This window comes from Methanogenium cariaci JCM 10550 (genome assembly GCF_001315945.1).
In the GTDB taxonomy this organism is placed as follows: Archaea; Halobacteriota; Methanomicrobia; order Methanomicrobiales; family Methanomicrobiaceae; genus Methanogenium; species Methanogenium cariaci.
Genome location: NZ_BBBG01000001.1, coordinates 24,102 through 39,697 on the forward strand (window position 1 = coordinate 24,102; position 15,596 = coordinate 39,697).

Here is a 15,596-nt window from a genome sequence, read left to right on the forward strand (position 1 = left end):
AAATAGAGGATCATTCATTAGGGCTATGATGTGCTCTTTAATATCATTTTATCGAGATGATTGGGCTTAGATCCTTCTTTCTGCCGTTTTTCTGCCGTGTAACAGAGTATACCTTTATCTGCAACCTTGAATAGATACCCAACTATCTCACAACCGTGAGAAGGAGTATGAGAATGACAGATGAGAGAGAAGATTTCATCAATGCACTTGTCGATCTCGACGAGACAACGTGCATCGAACTCCTGAAACAAAGGATTGCAGCAAAAGAAGATCCAAATGTCATCCTGGAAGATGTGAGGAAGGCGACTGACATCGTGGGTGAGAGATTTGAAGAAGGGCGGTTCTTTGTCTCGGACCTGATGATGGCAGGAGAGATCCTGAAACAGATCATGGAAGTCCTGAAGCCGGTCTTCGGCGAGGGTGCCATGGAAAGCAAAGGCATGATCGTTATCGGAACGGTAGGCGGTGATGTGCATGATATTGGCAAGAATATTGTCACGGCCCTGCTTGAGGCAGACGGCTTTACGGTCATTGACCTCGGTGTTGACGAACCGCCGGAAGTCTTTGTGGAGGCAATTATTGAGCACAAACCTCTCGTCGTTGGTCTGAGCGGACTTCTTACCGAAGCCACCGAATCGATGAAAGAGACGGTCGAAGCGATATCGGAGGCCGGGTTGAGAGACCAGGTGAAGATCATCGTCGGCGGCGGGCGTACAGATGCTGAGACAATGGAATACACCGGTGCGGATGACTGGTCCGATGACGCCACGGCCGGTGTCCGGAAGTTCCGGAAGCTTGCGGGAGTGGAATGATGGATGCCGCTGAAATATACCGGGAGAAGCTGGACCGACTCGAAGCGGTGATACACGGAAAGGAACCGGACCGGGTTCCGGTTACGGCAATGATGAGTCTGTTCCATGCACGGTATGCGGGATATACGGCAGCCGAGACCATCTTTGACCCGGTAAAAAATAAAGAGGCCGCGTTAAAGGTGGCGCATGACTTTGATTTCGACTCGCTCACGGTTCTTACCGGACTGGAAGCAACCTTTATGAGCCTGACCCTTCTGCAGACTGCGCCGGATCTCGCGCCCTCCGCACGCTTCATGCAGGGCCGGTATCATGATATTCTGAAGGACGTCTATACCAAATGGCCAGGACGGGAGCTTGCGGAAGACTCTCACCCGCAGTTCATCGGCAAGGAAATAATGACGGTTGAGGAGTACGGCCAGCTGACCGAGAACCCGACTGAGTTCCTGAACCGGGTCGCCCTGCCGAGGATCTGCGGCGCCCTCAGTGACCCCCCCGGCTCCCCCCCGAATCGAATGCCACTCTCGCACGATACGGAGCGGAACTGGGAACATCCAATGCGGCAATGGGCGAGGTTATTCAGGGGGGGATTGCGCAGTGCGGCATCCCGACGTTTCCGACTGCCTGGAGTTATGCCCCCCCTCTCGATGTCATTGGCGATTTCCTGCGTGACATTAAAAATATCGTCCTTGATTTCTACCGGTATCCCGATGACGTGAAGCGGGCCGTTGATGCTCTCACGCCTCTGCTGGTTGAATCGGCACGGGTAACGGGCACCGTCCCGCCGGAGGTGCAGAAGGCCCTGGGAACCAACGTTGTCGAGTGCTTTTTCCCGCTCCATCTCAACGAGTATCTGAACCCGAAGCTCTACGATGAGTTCTACTGGCCCTCTCTCAGGAAGGTGCTCGAAGAGGTCATCGCGATGGGTCAGACGCCGTATGTGCTTTTCGAAGGCAGGCATGATGCGCACCTCGAAACCCTGCTCGACCTGCCGAAAGGCAAGATCATTGCCGTGTTTGATAAGACCGACCCGCGAAAGGTGCGGGATGTCTTGGGCGATCATGTGATCCTCTCAAGCGGCCCGCCCAACTCCCTTCTCATCGGTGGGACACCGCAGAAGGTGGACGACTACATGAAGAGTATGCTGGAGGACTGCAAGGAAGGCGGGATGATGATCTATCCGGGTGTTGACGGAGGAATCTCCGGCGACGCCAAGCCTGAAAACGTCCGGGCAGTCGTTGACGCGGTCAAAAAATACGGGACATATTAACCCCGGATATCCCGGAATCAATACCTCCTTTTTATCGGGACAGCCCCCCCTTTTTTTCTCTGATGGTTCTGGTGCGGTATCGGTATTCCGGATGAATGCGGATACCCCCCCGGTATCTCAGACCACCTGTTCCAGGTCCGCCCGTTGCCGTCACATGCATTCGCAGAGCAATCATTTTTATCCGTTCCTGCAGACTTCTCTCCATGGACCCCCCCCTCGTCGCCCGGATGCGTGAAGAGCTTGAACGGAACGCCGACCCGGAAATTCAAGAGAGTTCCCAGCGGTTCTTCAAAGAAGGCCTCCTCTGCTACGGCATGAAGACCAAGACGGCGAATGACATCGGCAAAAAATACTGGAAGGAGGTGAAGAACCACCCGAAAGTGGAAATCTATGCCCTCTGTGAGGAACTCTTTTCCTCCGGTTACCAGGAGGAGATACAGATCGCCTCGAATTGGACGTATGCCCTTTCGGGGAAATACGACCGTGACGACATCTTCCTCTTCCGGCACTGGATCGACACCTCCATCACCAACTGGGCTGCATGTGACACCTTCTGCAATCACACGGTGGGAGACTTCATGGAGCACTACCCGGAATGCGTCGAAGAACTGAGGGACTGGACGCAGTCAGAGAACCGCTGGATGCGGCGGGCCGCGGCGGTATCGTTGATTGTCCCTGCCAAACGCGGCAAATTCCTCGAAGAGTCAATCGCCATTGCCGACCTGCTTTTGACCGACCCCGATGATCTGGTGCAGAAAGGCTACGGCTGGCTTCTAAAGGAGGTCAGCAGGGAGCACACAAAGGAGGTGTTCTCCTACGTGATGGAGAACAAACGACGGATGCCCCGGACGGCACTGCGCTACGCCATTGAACTGATGCCGGAGGAATTGAAGGCAGAGGCGATGCAGAAGGACTGGTAGGTTCTGTGCCCCCCCGTTTGTGAATCGTCCCGGTTCTGTTTTCTTCTCAAATCTCCCCCCCGCCCTTTCCCTCTATTTAGAATCCAGCCTCATCCCTCTCAGGCTGATCTCTCCTCATCCTCAAACTGATCCACATTCAGATATCCGGTTTTCACCGTACCATACCAGAGTTCCAGAAACTCCGGCGGGAACACATCCAGCGTTTGTATGATATGGTAGGCAAAATCGACAAAACCCAGTGGATTTGCGGTAATGATACCCCCCCATCGGCTACACTCGGCGCATGTTCATACAAGTGTTCCCCCCCGCGGTAAGCCGGTGCATGCTCTTTCAGCCACTCCTGCCCGCAGCTGGTGTGCCGAACCGTATCGAGAAATCCATGGTTTGCAAGAAAGAGTGTGGCGCCGCATATTGCTGCCACCGGGATAGTATTCCGGATGCAGTTTTGGATGAGCGGGACCAGCTGAGTAGGGTCGTCATGTTCATATTGGGATGAACCGGGAAGAATGACCATCGCCGCTCCGGTGAGATCAATGGTGTTGACATCAGCATCAGGAAGGATAGTAACACCTCCGGAAGTGGTAACCGGCTCTTTGGTAAGCCCGAATGTGACGATATTATAACTATTTTTTGGGGGATGTCGGTATTGAGATTGGATATCATCGCTATCGCAAGTGCTGGCTCCCAGTCAGCGAGGTTCGGGCATACATAGAGGTATACATTTTTGTCCATTTCATCACCCTTTTGTGGTAGGTAATACATGACTGTTCTCATTAAAAATGAATGGACGTGCGGAGCCGACCGCTGGGACGGTTCAAAGGATAATGACGGAAACCATGCCGGAAACATTGTGCTTTCCGGTTGGCTATATCCGTATCTGTATGAAGAAGATCCCCCCCCGGAACCGATAGGTTCAGTGAGGAAGTGCGGTTCACCCGCATTCTCATCTGCGATATCCTCGTCTCGGTTGTCGGAGTGTTCCTCCCGCATCTCCTTGTCCGGTTCCGGGATGGGGGGATGTCCGGCCGGTCAGACCACCTGTGACAGGCCGCCTGTCTCGAGGTCATAATACAGACCGTGCACCTCGATTCTTTTCTCATCAACGGCCTGCCGGACGAAGGGGGGGTAGGTCATCAGGTGTTCGATCTGGAGCCGGATATTTTCCAGCTCGATCTGGTGGGATCGTTCCTTGTGTTCTTCCGGGGTTTCGGGCTTTGGAATCCGGGCATCGACCCGCGTCTTTGCCTCACGGGCATCGTTGAGCCAGAGTGCAATATAGGGATCCTGCAGATCCTTATCCAGCGCTTTTACCGCACCGCAGTCGGAATGGCCGACGACAAGGATCTCTTTTATCTTCAGGTGGGTGATGGAATACTCGACAACCGCAGACAGGCTCCAGTCATGGGCGGGTACAATATTGCCGACATTCCGGGTGACGAACAGTTCACCGGGCGGGGCATTGGTAATCCGTTCCGGAGCCGCCCGTGAATCCGAACAGCCGATCCAGAGGACGCCGGGACTCTGGGCTACTGCCAGTTCCCGGTATCGCTCCGGATTTCTCTTGAACTCATTCTCCCGGAATGCCAGGTTCCCCCCCTGGAGGAGCTGATCGATGAGCGGACGATTTGTTCCTGTTTCGGGGGGGAGATTTGTCACGGTCTTCTCCCCCCCCTGCACTGACTACGAACGGCTGAGACCCCCCCGTGAGAAGAGGTGCCTTTTTCCCTGTTGTTTCGGATCTGCTGACACCCCCCCCAACGGCCGGAAGACCGGAGTGCGTGTCCGGAATGTTCCTGACGCAAAAGACATTCGGTCGCATACCCCCCCTAGGGGGATAGTGCAGACGGATAATACTTTTGATCATGGGGCCGCCTCTGTTTCGTTTTTTCCCGGAGGAACGGCTGCTATCAGATGTCCGGGCACATACCGGAGGTTTTTATTCTCATTCAGACAGACGTACGGCTACTGATTTTCTATGCATACCTCCGATTACCGAACTCGTTTTTCATGGCCCATTATTTTGATCGTCGTCGGTCTTCTGAGCGCAGGCAGTCTCCGGAACACCCGGCAGGGAGAGTCCGCAGATGACTGATACTGCTCCGGGATCGAAGAGTCCCATACAGACCCGCTACTCTCTGGGTGATATCCCGAAACTGAGTGCAGCCGCAGAAGTGACCGCGAACGCCTCACTGAATGCCATTGCCGCACTTCCTTTGGGCGAGCGCAGCTTTGACAACACCGTCGTCGCGTTCGACCGGGTGATGACCGACTATGCCGATGCCGTCTGCCCGCTTGTTTTGATGGGAAATGTCTACCCGGATGCAAAAGTCGCTGCGGAAGGTATGGCCTGTGAAGAGTCCGCCGCGATCTTTGATACCCGTGTCTACACCCGGCGGGATCTGTATGACGTGCTCCGGGCACAGACCCCGCGAACACCCGGAGAATCCCGGCTCTATGAGGTGACCATCCGGGCGTTTGAGAAGAACGGACTGAAGCTTTCAGAAGATCGCCTCGCGAAGGTCCGGGAGATGAAGACGACGCTGAGCGGGCTTGAGACCCGCTACTCGGCCAACCTGAACAACGATACCACCACGCTGGTATTCCCTGCGGATGAGCTGGAGGGAATCCCCCCCGCATCATCGCGGGCCACGTTTTCAAAGACGGCGGAGGGCAGCTATCTGGTCACGACAAAGTATCCCGACTATCTGGCGGTGATGACCTATGCCGAAAGAGACGAGACCCGCAGGCGGATGTATGGGGGGGCCTATAATAACCGGCAGGCGGATGTGAACACCGCTCTGCTGGAAGAGGCAATCGTTCTGCGCCAGAAGATTGCGGGGGGGAGCTGGGATATGCCACATGGGCCGACTACCGGATAGACGGCCGGATGGCAGAGAAGACCGGCACCGTCATGGCGTTTCTTTCCGCCCTGCAAACCCCTCTGCAGGAAAAATACCGCGATGAGATGGCAGACCTGCTTGCCATAAAAACCGATCTGGACCCAACGGCCACCGCGGTGGACGCCTGGGATGTCGCCTTTCTTCAGGAGATACAGAAAAAAGAGCAGTATGCCTACGATGAAGAGACGGTCCGGGAATATTTCCCGGTGGACACGGTGCTTCAGGGCCTCTTTGATACCTACGGCAGCCTCTTTAATATTGGGTTTTCTGAAATCCCGGATGCCCCGGTCTGGTCTCCCGATGTCCGGTTGTATGCACTGAAAGACCTGACCACCGATGATCGAATCGGCTACCTGTATCTGGACCTCTATCCCCCCCGCGAGGGGGGGAAGTACGGGCATTTCTGTGCCGCTGAAGTGATCAGCGGCAGGCAGACCGATGACGGATACGCGCTTCCGGTCATGGCGATCCTCGGCAATTTCCATAAACCGGAGGGGGGGAACGGCCGTCGCTTCTGACCATAAACGAGATCGAGACGCTCTTCCACGAGACCGGGCATGCGATGCACTATCTGCTGACAACCGCACCCTACGGCACCTGTCCGGGTTTAATGTGGGGGGGTGGGATTTTGTCGAGACACCCTCCAGACGCTTGAGGAGTGGGTATGGAACCCGAGGTGCTGGCATCGATATCGGGCCATTATACCGATACGTCCGAGAAGATTCCTCCGGAACTCCTGGAGCGGGTCATCGCGGCCCGGGATGTCGGAACCGGTGCGTTGTACAGCCGTTTGCTGGTCAATTCCCTGGAGGATATGCGGTTTCACACGGCAACAACACCAGTCGATGTGACCGAGATGTGGTACCGGACGCATGAGGAGGTCATGGGCACCCGGCCCCTTGCGGGCACCCATCAGCGCATCGTTCGGTCATCTGATGGGCGGATACGATGCCGGGTATTACGGCTATCTCTGGTCGAAGGTCTACGCCCTTTGTATCGTGAACGCGTTCAAAGAGACGGGTATGACGAACCGGACGCTCGGCATGAAATTCCGGGAGGAGATTTTATCAAAGGGCAATATGGAGGAAGGCATGGTGCTTTTGGAACGGTTCCTCGGGAAAGAGCCGGGGACGGAGGCGCTGTATGAGCATCTGGGGATACAATAATCCCCCCCGGCGCTATCATTTCAGGAATACTTGTATCGATCAGAAATTTCCTTTCTGATCGTCTGTTATCCGTATGATCGGCTTCCGGCCTCTACGGGAACTTGGCTGCGGCTTTCACGGCGAGATCCTCAAGCAGTGCATAATCCGGGTCCGGCCCGACTGTCAGAAACATCTCATATACATTGTAGTTTGAAAAGCTGATCACGTAGTGATAATGATCCTCTGCTGCACCCGGATCCCGGCCGACCAGTTTGAATGCCGCCGCATTTTCCCCGATTGCAGGCGGGGGGGTGAGCACTTCATTTCTCCCGATGGAATAGGTCTCATAATCGGAATCCACCATCTTTGTGGCGTTTCCTTCCGGGAACATGACGACTCTCTGGGACAGGACCAGCGATCCCTCCGATGGGTTGGGATCGGTGGAGAAAAATTCCATGAATCCCATTTGGGCTCCGTATTTTTTCATGTTCGGAAGCATGTTCTTATCCATCATAAGCTGGTATCGGGGGGGTGGGGGGGCGTAATCTGCGGGAAGGTCTGCTTCCTTAATGAGCAGGTCGCTCATACCAATTTGAGGGGGGGCATCTGATGCAGCAGAACCGCTTGCCTGCGGGGGGGTAGTTGCCGGTGATGGAGTTGCCAGCGGTGCAGGATTCTCTGGTATGTCGCCGATGAGTCCTGCTACAAAAGGTGCCGGGCCGATGATCACGATCGCTGCCATCGTGATGATAATCATGCCATAAATGCATACCGGCACCCAGAACAATCTGCTCTTCCGGATGAATTCCACCTCGCCCTTGTTGATCCTGTCTGCCGTATGATAGGCATTGTGCATCGAACGTCCCAGTATACAACTCCCAACCAGGGCAAATAGCAGGACTAATCCAGTGACTGCCCAGGATGAAATGAAGAACAGAGGATATACAAGCAACGTGGTGACGAACCCTGCAACCATGTATGCTCCGATATAGGACACACCGTCCTTCGTTTTTCCGTTGTACCACTGGCCCCCCCAGCCGATACATAATAAACTACAGATGGCAGCGATCCACGGATTGCGGATTTTTCTTTCGTCAGGTGAGGAAATAGTGGGACTGTATGATGGTGATGGGGGGGTCGTTGTGATGATTTACTCTGTTGCAGATGTAATTGATTCGGCCCTCCGCAATGCGGACATGCAGGCAGAGTATCGTCATAATGATAATCACAATAGCAGCATTTCGTTATAGATGACATGAATATATGATGATCTATAAATTCGCTGCCCTTATTGTGAGTGTTGATTTCGTTTTTTAATAACATAGGTATTATCCGTGAGATTTTGTGGGTTCCTCCCCCCCGTTCCTCTTTAGTTCTTAAAACTATGAATCGGTGCGGGAATCCTGCCGCCGCGGTTGACGAATGCCTCACAGCCAAAGGGATTGACCCGCTGCACCGGTGCGTAGCCCAATAGCCCGCTGAACTCCACGGCCTCTCCGACGGCTACGAGGCCGGTGAGATGGTCGATGAGAATGGCAGAATCTTCTTCAAACAGAGAAGTGACCCGACCAAGGCCGACACCGATGGCGACGGGCTGGACGACTATCTTGAGGATGCGATTGAGAGCGACCCGCTCTGTGCGGATACGGATGGCGACGGCCACTCCGATTACGAAGAACATCTGGACTCCGACTACGACCCCCCCTCGTCTACGAGAAGCGCTACAGCTCCCTGGAGGTGGGCCGCGAGTTTTTCCTCGGCGCCGTCCTCGGTGAGTGGGGGTGCCGACGAACACGACAACATCTATTATATGGTTGGCTGGGTGGCGAGCGGATTCTTCGTTTATGGCGACGCCCGTGATCTCGCCGCTTCGATCTTTAGTGGTGATATTGCGTCAATAGGTGTGAACCTGTTAGCATTTGTACCCGGGGCAGGCGACAGTCTCAAAGTGACAGCGATCGTCGGGACGTTTGTCGGCAAGCACCCGGAACTCCTGAAGCCCGCGATGGTGCTGATGGTTGGTCTCGCGCCGCAAGTGGATAACGCAGCGGAGGCGATAAAAGCCATCCGGAAGGCCCATGGCGATGAAGCGATAGAAAGGTTGTTGAAAGACGGGATCACCGAAGATGAACTGAAGGTTGTCTTCCATCAGAGAGGGAATCTGGCGAGAACGCTGGAAGTGACCAAACGCAGTGACGGGAAGGTTATCTGGCTGGAGGAAGGAAAGCTTGGAAGTGCAGATGGTGTATCATCATGGGTTTATGATAAAGGAGGAACAGGGTGGATTCACATACGAAATAACCACATCTTCGGTCAGGATAAGAATGGGGTTGTTCACAATCAGTTTGCCGAAGCGCTCAAAGACACTGCTTATAATGATGAAAATCTGATTAAAGATTTGATCATGGACTGCGCGAAGACGGGAGTCCGGGGATCCAAAAAATCAAATATTGTATTGGAAAAAAGTCACAGACGAAAAAGCAATTATGGTTGTTTTAGGCAGTAACGGGTATCTACGTACAGCATATCCACGTACAATTGCTAATCTTCCAGAACATGTCAGAGAGATTCTCAACTAAGAAGGGTGAAGTCATATGTTTCGATCACGAACGGAAGGTAAGATCCTAAAAAATATACCCGGATTTCTGGGTGATAATGGGGGGGAAGTCTATGAACAATATGTCTTTATCGAACTTCTGGATGGGACGGTTATTGCTCTGTTTGACCCTGATGGACACAGCAAAAATGAGATGGTGGGTACAATCAAAACAATAGGTATTCTCGCATTTATTGCTCAGGTTGAAAAAATCCCCTCACCTAAAAAAGGCGTTGATTCAATGTACCGTTCAGGAGATGAGGTCATTTGTGCAGAAAAAGAACCCATTGTTTTTTTGGCGAGGTTGTCGGGACAGATGAGAAGTGGGATAATATTTATGTTGATTTTGGCGTCGGAATTCTCCAAGTAGATTTCTGCTGGGACGGAAAGGATGCCATAAAAATAGCCATGAAAAATTACAAAATCGGAGACTATGTTCGGGTCGAAGGTGGCCGAAACGATCTAACCGGTGTATGGGATTTTCATGATACCGGGGGGGGAAGCGGCTGGGTTCATATCGTGCACAACCATGTCAACAGTCCGCCCGGAAACCAGTTTCTGACCTTCAGCTATGATTATTATGATACCGAAGAGATCAAGAACCTGATCATGAAGGCCGCACAGTGCGGGGGGGTTGAGGTCACTGAAAATGTCTATCATTATGCTGAAGAATCCTCTGGAAAGATGTTACGTCTGATTATTGCAGACAACGGGTATATCGTGACGGCACACCCCTACACCGGCTTTGCGGTGGACGATGCAGTAAAAGAGAAGATCAGAGTTCCGGTCCGCATCATGGACGTGATTTCGGATGCCGAATACCTGGAAAAGACCTACACCCAGCTGGTGCGTGTCGAGTTCGCAAACGGCCTAAAAACCCTTGTCTTCGATGATGACATGCTCTGCAAAGCTGAGATGGTCGGGAAAACCAAAGAGATCACACTGGCCATGCTGGTGAATTCTCTGGAAAAAATTGAGTATGTGGATAAGTGTGCAGACCCTGACATAACCGGTCCTTCTCTTGGGATCAGGGGGGGTATGATTGAAGAGATTATCATCCCGGATGATCCAAAGATGCCGAACGCTGGCACGATGCAGTCATCGATTTTGGAGCCGGAAAACTACTGATTGAAATCGATAAGAAATATTTCCGGCACCATTTACAAGAGGGGGATTATGTCCATGTTGATGGCCGGGTGGATGTATATGATATTGAATAAATTTTAACTTGGCAGAACTGTTGCGAAGCGAAAGAAGACCTGCGCATATCTACAGATTGGTAGGATGCATATCGGAAACAGGTCCCCCCCTGCCCAACCCCCCCTCTTTTTCCCATTTGGTACCCTCTTTGACCTGCTTTTTGGGGGGGAATCGGAAGGTGATACGGGCGTATTTTTCGCTCATTTTTGGTATCGGAAAAATACGTCTGTAATGCCTGTTATTTCAAAAACCGGCGATTTATTGTGGACTATTATGGGCCCTATATTGTCGGTTTTTTGAGAGGATGTATTGCATGGATCAGGGTGAGACAGGGTCGCTCCGGGCCGCTGTGGGGGGGATGCTAAATCTGGAGGTTCTGGTCGATTTTTGGGGGTATTTAAGCGTTGCTTATGCCGATACCGCAGCAAAACGGATCCGGGAAAATCCATGCTCAACGCAGTCGCTCATGGCTGTATCGTTCCACACGGACACTATTATATGAACCACACCAATATGAGTATACTATGAAGCTGAAAGTGATCATCCATGAAGCAGAAGAGGGTGGTTTCTGGGCAGAAGTTCCTTCCATCCCCGGCTGTGTGACTCAGGGGGGGGATACCTTTGACGAACTACTCGCCAATATATATGATGCTGTGGAGGGGGGGTGTCTTTCCATAGATCTCCATGACATTGATCTCTCCGGAAACGGCAGGGTCATGGAGATTGCTGTGTGAAACCGGTCAGCGGTAAGAAATTCTGCAAAATTCTGGAATCACATGGGTGGGAGCTGAAACGAATAACCGGCAGTCATCATATCTATGGCAGACCCGGAGATCCCGCCCGGATAACTGTCCCTGTTCACGGGAATACCCTGTTAAAGACTGGGTTGCAGAGTCATCTGATGAAAATAGCCGATATTGATGAGTCGGAACTTTAAGCCTGATAGCAGTTCCTTCCCTTCAGACACAACGATTCTGTCAGGGTAAGAGAATCTTTTTTACGGATATCGATTTCGGGCAAAAAGGAGGATCTTTCTCCACCAGCGCGAACCAGAACAGCACCAACTCCTCCGACAGGCAACAGTATCAATATGTGCAATCCGTCACATCCGTGCGATTTTATAAATATCTCTGCCACCAACGGGGGGGAGTATGACCGCCACCAAACGTATCCCTGTATCCGAACCGGTCTGGACCTCCCTCTCGGAACTAAAGAAACCCGGCCAGACCTATGACGGGCTCCTCACCGAGATCATCAAGCACGAGAAGGAGCGCCGCTTTCTGGCAGAAATGGCTGCAATCGAGGCGGAGGGTGACTTCGTGGAGTTTGCTCTGTGACCTGGCGGCTTTTCCTCGATAAAAAACGGGCACAGGACTTTTACGATCACCTCCCCAAAAAAGCCGGATCATTGTACGGGATCACCTGCTTCGCCTTGCTGAAGACCCGTATCCCGGCACTGGGGGGGCAGACAAAGAACAGCTGAACATCCGGGGGGGAGACAACCGCTACTTTCGTCTCCACATTGGCAGATCACTGACTGCCTTCTATACGATTCACGAAGAAGAGGGGACCGTCCATATTTTTGAGATTCTGACGATTGAACAGGCGCACAAGAAGTACGGCCGTCTTGGCAATCGCCGGTAATCACCCGTGGCGCTTTTGCCCGCGATGATTGCGAGGGTGACTTTACCGATGGCTTCGGCAACCCCCGTGAACTGATCCATCTTCCCCCCCCGACACCGACGGCGACGGTCACTCCACGGTGAGTGGGGGGGTGCCGAAGAACACGACAACGTCTTTTCCTTTGGCTGGTGGTTAGCGAGCGGTGTCATTATTCTTGGCGACGTCCGTGACATCGCGGCGACGATCTCCAGGGGGGGTGACCTGGTCGGGACGGGCCTGAACCTCGCCGCTCTTCTTCCCCCCCTGATCGTTCAGCAGTGCAAGTGCCGCCGTTGTTCCCGGAGCACCCACTGATTCCAGGGCCATCTTCTCAAACAATTGAAGAATCCGGTAGCCTGTCCAAACGATAATGGCGGGATGGTGGCCATGTGACTGGCAATAATACAGAACCCCCCCACGTGAGAGGGGAGCCTTGTCAAAAAGGAAATCAATTAATATAACATCAGCAAACTATTGTGTATTGCACAGTAGTGCACATCACACAATACTGTGCAATACATAGCACGAAGAGGGATACCAGTGAATGTCCAGTTTAAAAAAGGAATCCTCGATCTCTGCGTCCTCTCGCTCCTCTCCAGGAGGGCCTGTTATGGCTATGAGATCGTCCATGAAATCTCAGAGACCATGGAGATCTCAGAGGGTACAATCTACCCGCTCCTGCGGCGTCTGAAGAAAGACGGGCACCTTGAGACAGAGATCCGGGAATCGACCGGCGGGCCCGCCAGGAAATATTACCACCTCACCGGGAGCGGGCGTGATCTCGAGCAGAGCCTGAGGGAAGAGTGGTTCTCTTTGGTAAGACAGGTCAACCTGTTTCTCGGGGACACAGATGAGACACATGAGCATGAACCACTGAATAATAATGAGAGATGAAACAGCATGGATAAATCTGAATTTCTTGAAAGGCTGAACTCAGGCCTGAACGATCTCCCTGAGAACGAGATACAGGAGATCACTGCTGATTATGAAGAACACTTTGCAGCCGGTGCAGAGGCAGGCCGGACAGAGGCTGAGATCTCCGCAGCCCTTGGAGACCCGGATAAAATCGGAAAACAATTGCTCTCGGCCTCACTCATCGAGAACGCCGAGAAGACAGGATCACTCTCGGCACTCTGTCGCGCTGCGCTCGCGATTATCGGGCTCGGACTCTTCAATTTCTTAATTGCGCTGACGCCGATAATCATCGCCACCTCCCTCATCCTGGTGATCCTCGTATGCGGCCTGAGTTTTGTATTCAGCGGCGTTGTGGCCCTTGTCGTCTCTCTTGTGCCTTCAATCATACCCGCCGATATGACAGTGGTAATGCCCTCTGACTCACCACTTGCACGGATTGCACTATCCATTGGTCTCATCGCCTCCGGCCTCTTAATAAGCATCGGGAGCATCTACCCTGCACGCCTCTTTGTGCGGGTCATGGCACGCTACTTCAGAATGAACCTCTCGGTTGTCAGGAGGGCGTATGGCAATGAAAATTGATTTGGCCGTGATAGAGCCGGACCCCCCCGGATGCGACAGCTGATATTCCGGCTCTTCGTTGTTATGTGCGCCTCATTCGTGGCCGCGGCGGTCTTCGGAATTATCGGGATCTGATCCTGTCCTCTTACCTTTTCATCTGACAGAAGCAGGCAGTGACCGGGCCGCCTGAGATGATCATCTCAGGTGTTGGCCTGATCTCCCCCCCTCTTTAGTTCTTAAAACTATGAATCGGTGCGGGAATCCTGCCGCCCCCCCGGTTGACGAATGCCTCGCAGCCGAAGGTATTGACCCGCTGAATGGGAGCATATCCCAATAGCCCGCCGAACTCCACGGTGTCCCCCCCGACATCCTTTCCCACCACAGGAATCAGACGCACCGCGGTCGTCTTCTGGTTGATCATGCCGATGGCCGCTTCATCCGCGATGATGCCGGAGATGGTCGCCGCAGACGTCGTGCCGGGAATGGCGATCATATCCAGGCCGACCGAGCAGACACAGGTCATCGCCTCCAGTTTCTCGATGGTGAGGGCACCGCGGTTTACTGCATCGATCATCCCCCCCTGATCCTCACTGACCGGGAGAAAGGCGCCGCTGAGTCCGCCGACAAACGAACTTGCCATCACGCCGCCTTTCTTCACCTGATCATTCAGGAGGGCAAGCGCCGCCGTTGTGCCCGGAGCACCCACCGATGCCAGGCCCATCTCCTCTAAGATTTCTGCCACACTGTCACCGACGGAAGGTGTCGGTGCGAGCGAGAGGTCAACGATGCCGAACGGAATCCCCAGCCGGTCTGAGGCTTCCTGTGCGACCAGCTGTCCCACACGGGTCACTTTGAACGCCGTCTTCTTGACGGTCTCGCAGAGCACCTCAAAGTTCTCGCCCCGGACGCCTCAAGGGCACGCTTGACCACACCCGGCCCGCTGACGCCCACGTTGATCACCGCATCTCCCTCGGTCACGCCGTGGAAGGCTCCCGCCATGAACGGGTTGTCATCGGGAGCGTTGCAGAACACCACCAGTTTGGCACAGCCAGAGAACTGTTCTCTTTGGTCGCCTCGGCCGTCTCCTTCACCATCTCGCCCATCAGTTTGACGGCATCCATGTTGATGCCGGTCTTTGTGGAGCCGATATTGACCGAACTGCATACCCGTTCGGTGGAAGAGAGGGCCAGAGGAATGGAGCGGATAAGATGCTCATCAGCCGTGGTCATACCCTTGGAGACGAGTGCGGAGTAGCTCCCAGAAAGTTCACCCCCCCAGTTGCCTTGGCCGCCTCATCCAGCGTTTTTGCAATCGTGACAAAGTCCTCCGGGCAGGTGCAGGCCCGGCCTCCGACAAGGGCGATGGGGGTGACCGATATGCGTTTGTTTACGATGGGGATGCCGTATTCCCGTTCAATCTCCCTGCCGACGGAGACGAGATCCTTTGCGCTGCGGGTGATCTTATCGTATATGTTCCGGTTTACAGTATCCAGATCCGCATCAGCGCAGTCCAAAAGACTGATGCCCATCGTAATCGTACGGACGTCCAGCTGTTCCTGCTCGATCATCTTGTTGGTCTCATAGACCTCGAATATATTGATCATCGAAACGTCCCCCCC

Annotated in this window: 20 protein-coding genes and 1 pseudogene; 15 read left to right on the forward strand and 6 right to left on the reverse strand. The window is 53.6% G+C overall.

What is annotated here, in order from left to right:
• The first annotated feature begins 173 nt into the window (after positions 1–173).
• From JCM10550_RS00140 to JCM10550_RS00150, 4 genes are all read left to right on the forward strand, one after another.
• A complete protein-coding gene (locus tag JCM10550_RS00140) occupies positions 174–812 on the forward strand; it encodes a B12-binding domain-containing protein (RefSeq protein WP_062396147.1) in 639 nt (212 codons plus the stop codon).
• The gene (locus tag JCM10550_RS23980; protein ID WP_281175187.1) at positions 809–1,528 is read left to right on the forward strand and encodes a uroporphyrinogen decarboxylase family protein; all 720 of its coding nucleotides are present in this window, start codon (positions 809–811) and stop codon (positions 1,526–1,528) included. The genes JCM10550_RS00140 and JCM10550_RS23980 overlap by 4 nt, the downstream gene beginning before the upstream one ends.
• Positions 1,525–2,079: a uroporphyrinogen decarboxylase family protein gene (locus JCM10550_RS23985; protein WP_281175188.1), complete on the forward strand. Its 555-nt coding sequence runs from the start codon at positions 1,525–1,527 to the stop codon at positions 2,077–2,079. The genes JCM10550_RS23980 and JCM10550_RS23985 overlap by 4 nt, the downstream gene beginning before the upstream one ends.
• 203 nt (positions 2,080–2,282) lie before the next feature.
• Positions 2,283–2,999: a DNA alkylation repair protein gene (locus JCM10550_RS00150; RefSeq protein WP_062396149.1), complete on the forward strand. Its 717-nt coding sequence runs from the start codon at positions 2,283–2,285 to the stop codon at positions 2,997–2,999.
• 151 nt (positions 3,000–3,150) lie between these two features.
• Here JCM10550_RS00150 and JCM10550_RS16510 read toward each other — a convergent pair whose 3' ends face one another.
• Positions 3,151–3,615 (reverse strand): DJ-1/PfpI family protein, encoded by a 465-nt coding sequence (locus tag JCM10550_RS16510; protein WP_245618611.1) that lies wholly within the window; start codon positions 3,613–3,615, stop codon positions 3,151–3,153.
• Between the two features lie 413 nt (positions 3,616–4,028).
• A complete protein-coding gene (locus JCM10550_RS00155) occupies positions 4,029–4,655 on the reverse strand; it encodes a carbonic anhydrase (protein ID WP_062396622.1) in 627 nt (208 codons plus the stop codon).
• A gap of 428 nt (positions 4,656–5,083) precedes the next feature.
• On the opposite strand from JCM10550_RS00155, the gene JCM10550_RS21095 reads away from it, so the two are divergent.
• The 3 genes from JCM10550_RS21095 to JCM10550_RS21105 all read left to right on the forward strand — a co-directional run bounded on the left by JCM10550_RS21095 (position 5,084) and on the right by JCM10550_RS21105 (position 7,046).
• Positions 5,084–5,878 (forward strand): hypothetical protein, encoded by a 795-nt coding sequence (locus JCM10550_RS21095; RefSeq protein ID WP_245618539.1) that lies wholly within the window; start codon positions 5,084–5,086, stop codon positions 5,876–5,878.
• Between the two features lie 8 nt (positions 5,879–5,886).
• Positions 5,887–6,417, forward strand: a complete 531-nt coding sequence (locus JCM10550_RS21100; protein WP_245618540.1) for a M3 family metallopeptidase — start codon at positions 5,887–5,889, stop codon at positions 6,415–6,417.
• Positions 6,418–6,563: 146 nt separating this feature from the next.
• Positions 6,564–7,046 (forward strand): M3 family metallopeptidase, encoded by a 483-nt coding sequence (locus JCM10550_RS21105; protein WP_245618541.1) that lies wholly within the window; start codon positions 6,564–6,566, stop codon positions 7,044–7,046.
• Positions 7,047–7,156: 110 nt separating this feature from the next.
• Here the strand turns inward: JCM10550_RS21105 and JCM10550_RS00165 are convergent, their stop codons facing one another.
• Positions 7,157–8,041: a hypothetical protein gene (locus JCM10550_RS00165; protein ID WP_062396151.1), complete on the reverse strand. Its 885-nt coding sequence runs from the start codon at positions 8,039–8,041 to the stop codon at positions 7,157–7,159.
• A 522-nt stretch (positions 8,042–8,563) separates the two neighbouring features.
• Here JCM10550_RS00165 and JCM10550_RS00175 point away from each other — a divergent pair.
• From JCM10550_RS00175 to JCM10550_RS16515, 6 genes are all read left to right on the forward strand, one after another.
• On the forward strand, positions 8,564–9,550 hold the full coding sequence (locus JCM10550_RS00175; RefSeq protein WP_062396155.1) for a hypothetical protein: 987 nt from the start codon (positions 8,564–8,566) through the stop codon (positions 9,548–9,550).
• An 88-nt stretch (positions 9,551–9,638) separates the two neighbouring features.
• Complete coding sequence (locus JCM10550_RS00180; RefSeq protein WP_062396157.1) at positions 9,639–10,010, forward strand: hypothetical protein; 372 nt, start codon at positions 9,639–9,641, stop codon at positions 10,008–10,010.
• 38 nt (positions 10,011–10,048) lie between these two features.
• Positions 10,049–10,768 carry a hypothetical protein gene (locus JCM10550_RS21110; protein ID WP_245618542.1) on the forward strand — a complete coding sequence of 240 codons (720 nt, stop codon included), beginning with the start codon at positions 10,049–10,051 and terminating at the stop codon, positions 10,766–10,768.
• A gap of 596 nt (positions 10,769–11,364) precedes the next feature.
• Positions 11,365–11,574, forward strand: coding sequence for a type II toxin-antitoxin system HicB family antitoxin (locus JCM10550_RS00190; RefSeq protein WP_062396159.1), 210 nt, complete (start codon positions 11,365–11,367; stop codon positions 11,572–11,574).
• A gap of 417 nt (positions 11,575–11,991) precedes the next feature.
• On the forward strand, positions 11,992–12,177 hold the full coding sequence (locus JCM10550_RS00200; protein ID WP_062396162.1) for a hypothetical protein: 186 nt from the start codon (positions 11,992–11,994) through the stop codon (positions 12,175–12,177).
• An 85-nt stretch (positions 12,178–12,262) separates the two neighbouring features.
• Complete coding sequence (locus JCM10550_RS16515; RefSeq protein WP_245618612.1) at positions 12,263–12,484, forward strand: hypothetical protein; 222 nt, start codon at positions 12,263–12,265, stop codon at positions 12,482–12,484.
• Here JCM10550_RS16515 and JCM10550_RS17770 read toward each other — a convergent pair.
• Both JCM10550_RS17770 and JCM10550_RS00205 read right to left on the reverse strand, forming a co-directional pair.
• On the reverse strand, positions 12,394–12,672 hold the full coding sequence (locus tag JCM10550_RS17770) for a hypothetical protein (RefSeq protein ID WP_157199773.1): 279 nt from the start codon (positions 12,670–12,672) through the stop codon (positions 12,394–12,396). The genes JCM10550_RS16515 and JCM10550_RS17770 overlap by 91 nt on opposite strands.
• The gene (locus JCM10550_RS00205) at positions 12,656–12,829 is read right to left on the reverse strand and encodes a hypothetical protein (RefSeq protein ID WP_172673703.1); all 174 of its coding nucleotides are present in this window, start codon (positions 12,827–12,829) and stop codon (positions 12,656–12,658) included. The genes JCM10550_RS17770 and JCM10550_RS00205 overlap by 17 nt, the downstream gene beginning before the upstream one ends.
• 213 nt (positions 12,830–13,042) lie before the next feature.
• Here JCM10550_RS00205 and JCM10550_RS00210 point away from each other — a divergent pair, with 213 nt between their 5' ends.
• The gene (locus JCM10550_RS00210) at positions 13,043–13,396 is read left to right on the forward strand and encodes a PadR family transcriptional regulator (RefSeq protein WP_062396166.1); all 354 of its coding nucleotides are present in this window, start codon (positions 13,043–13,045) and stop codon (positions 13,394–13,396) included.
• 6 nt (positions 13,397–13,402) lie between these two features.
• Complete coding sequence (locus tag JCM10550_RS00215; protein ID WP_062396168.1) at positions 13,403–13,999, forward strand: HAAS signaling domain-containing protein; 597 nt, start codon at positions 13,403–13,405, stop codon at positions 13,997–13,999.
• 208 nt (positions 14,000–14,207) lie between these two features.
• Here JCM10550_RS00215 and JCM10550_RS00220 read toward each other — a convergent pair.
• Positions 14,208–15,581 (reverse strand): annotated as a pseudogene (locus JCM10550_RS00220) (PFL family protein).
• Positions 15,582–15,596: the final 15 nt, after the last annotated feature.

Bases quoted from the DNA above. Each gene is read 5' to 3' on its own strand.
- JCM10550_RS00150 (WP_062396149.1), top strand. From the start codon at position 2,283: ATGGACCCCCCCCTCGTCGCCCGGATGCGTGAAGAGCTTGAACGGAAC.
- JCM10550_RS21105 (WP_245618541.1), top strand. From the start codon at position 6,564: ATGGAACCCGAGGTGCTGGCATCGATATCGGGCCATTATACCGATACG.
- JCM10550_RS00205 (WP_172673703.1), bottom strand. From the start codon at position 12,829: ATGGCCCTGGAATCAGTGGGTGCTCCGGGAACAACGGCGGCACTTGCA.
- JCM10550_RS00175 (WP_062396155.1), top strand. From the start codon at position 8,564: ATGGTCGATGAGAATGGCAGAATCTTCTTCAAACAGAGAAGTGACCCG.
- JCM10550_RS00180 (WP_062396157.1), top strand. From the start codon at position 9,639: ATGTTTCGATCACGAACGGAAGGTAAGATCCTAAAAAATATACCCGGA.
- JCM10550_RS00200 (WP_062396162.1), top strand. From the start codon at position 11,992: ATGACCGCCACCAAACGTATCCCTGTATCCGAACCGGTCTGGACCTCC.
- JCM10550_RS21095 (WP_245618539.1), top strand. From the start codon at position 5,084: ATGACTGATACTGCTCCGGGATCGAAGAGTCCCATACAGACCCGCTAC.
- JCM10550_RS00215 (WP_062396168.1), top strand. From the start codon at position 13,403: ATGGATAAATCTGAATTTCTTGAAAGGCTGAACTCAGGCCTGAACGAT.
- JCM10550_RS23980 (WP_281175187.1), top strand. From the start codon at position 809: ATGATGGATGCCGCTGAAATATACCGGGAGAAGCTGGACCGACTCGAA.
- JCM10550_RS17770 (WP_157199773.1), bottom strand. From the start codon at position 12,672: ATGACACCGCTCGCTAACCACCAGCCAAAGGAAAAGACGTTGTCGTGT.
- JCM10550_RS21110 (WP_245618542.1), top strand. From the start codon at position 10,049: ATGAAAAATTACAAAATCGGAGACTATGTTCGGGTCGAAGGTGGCCGA.
- JCM10550_RS00190 (WP_062396159.1), top strand. From the start codon at position 11,365: ATGAAGCTGAAAGTGATCATCCATGAAGCAGAAGAGGGTGGTTTCTGG.
- JCM10550_RS21100 (WP_245618540.1), top strand. From the start codon at position 5,887: ATGGCAGAGAAGACCGGCACCGTCATGGCGTTTCTTTCCGCCCTGCAA.
- JCM10550_RS00140 (WP_062396147.1), top strand. From the start codon at position 174: ATGACAGATGAGAGAGAAGATTTCATCAATGCACTTGTCGATCTCGAC.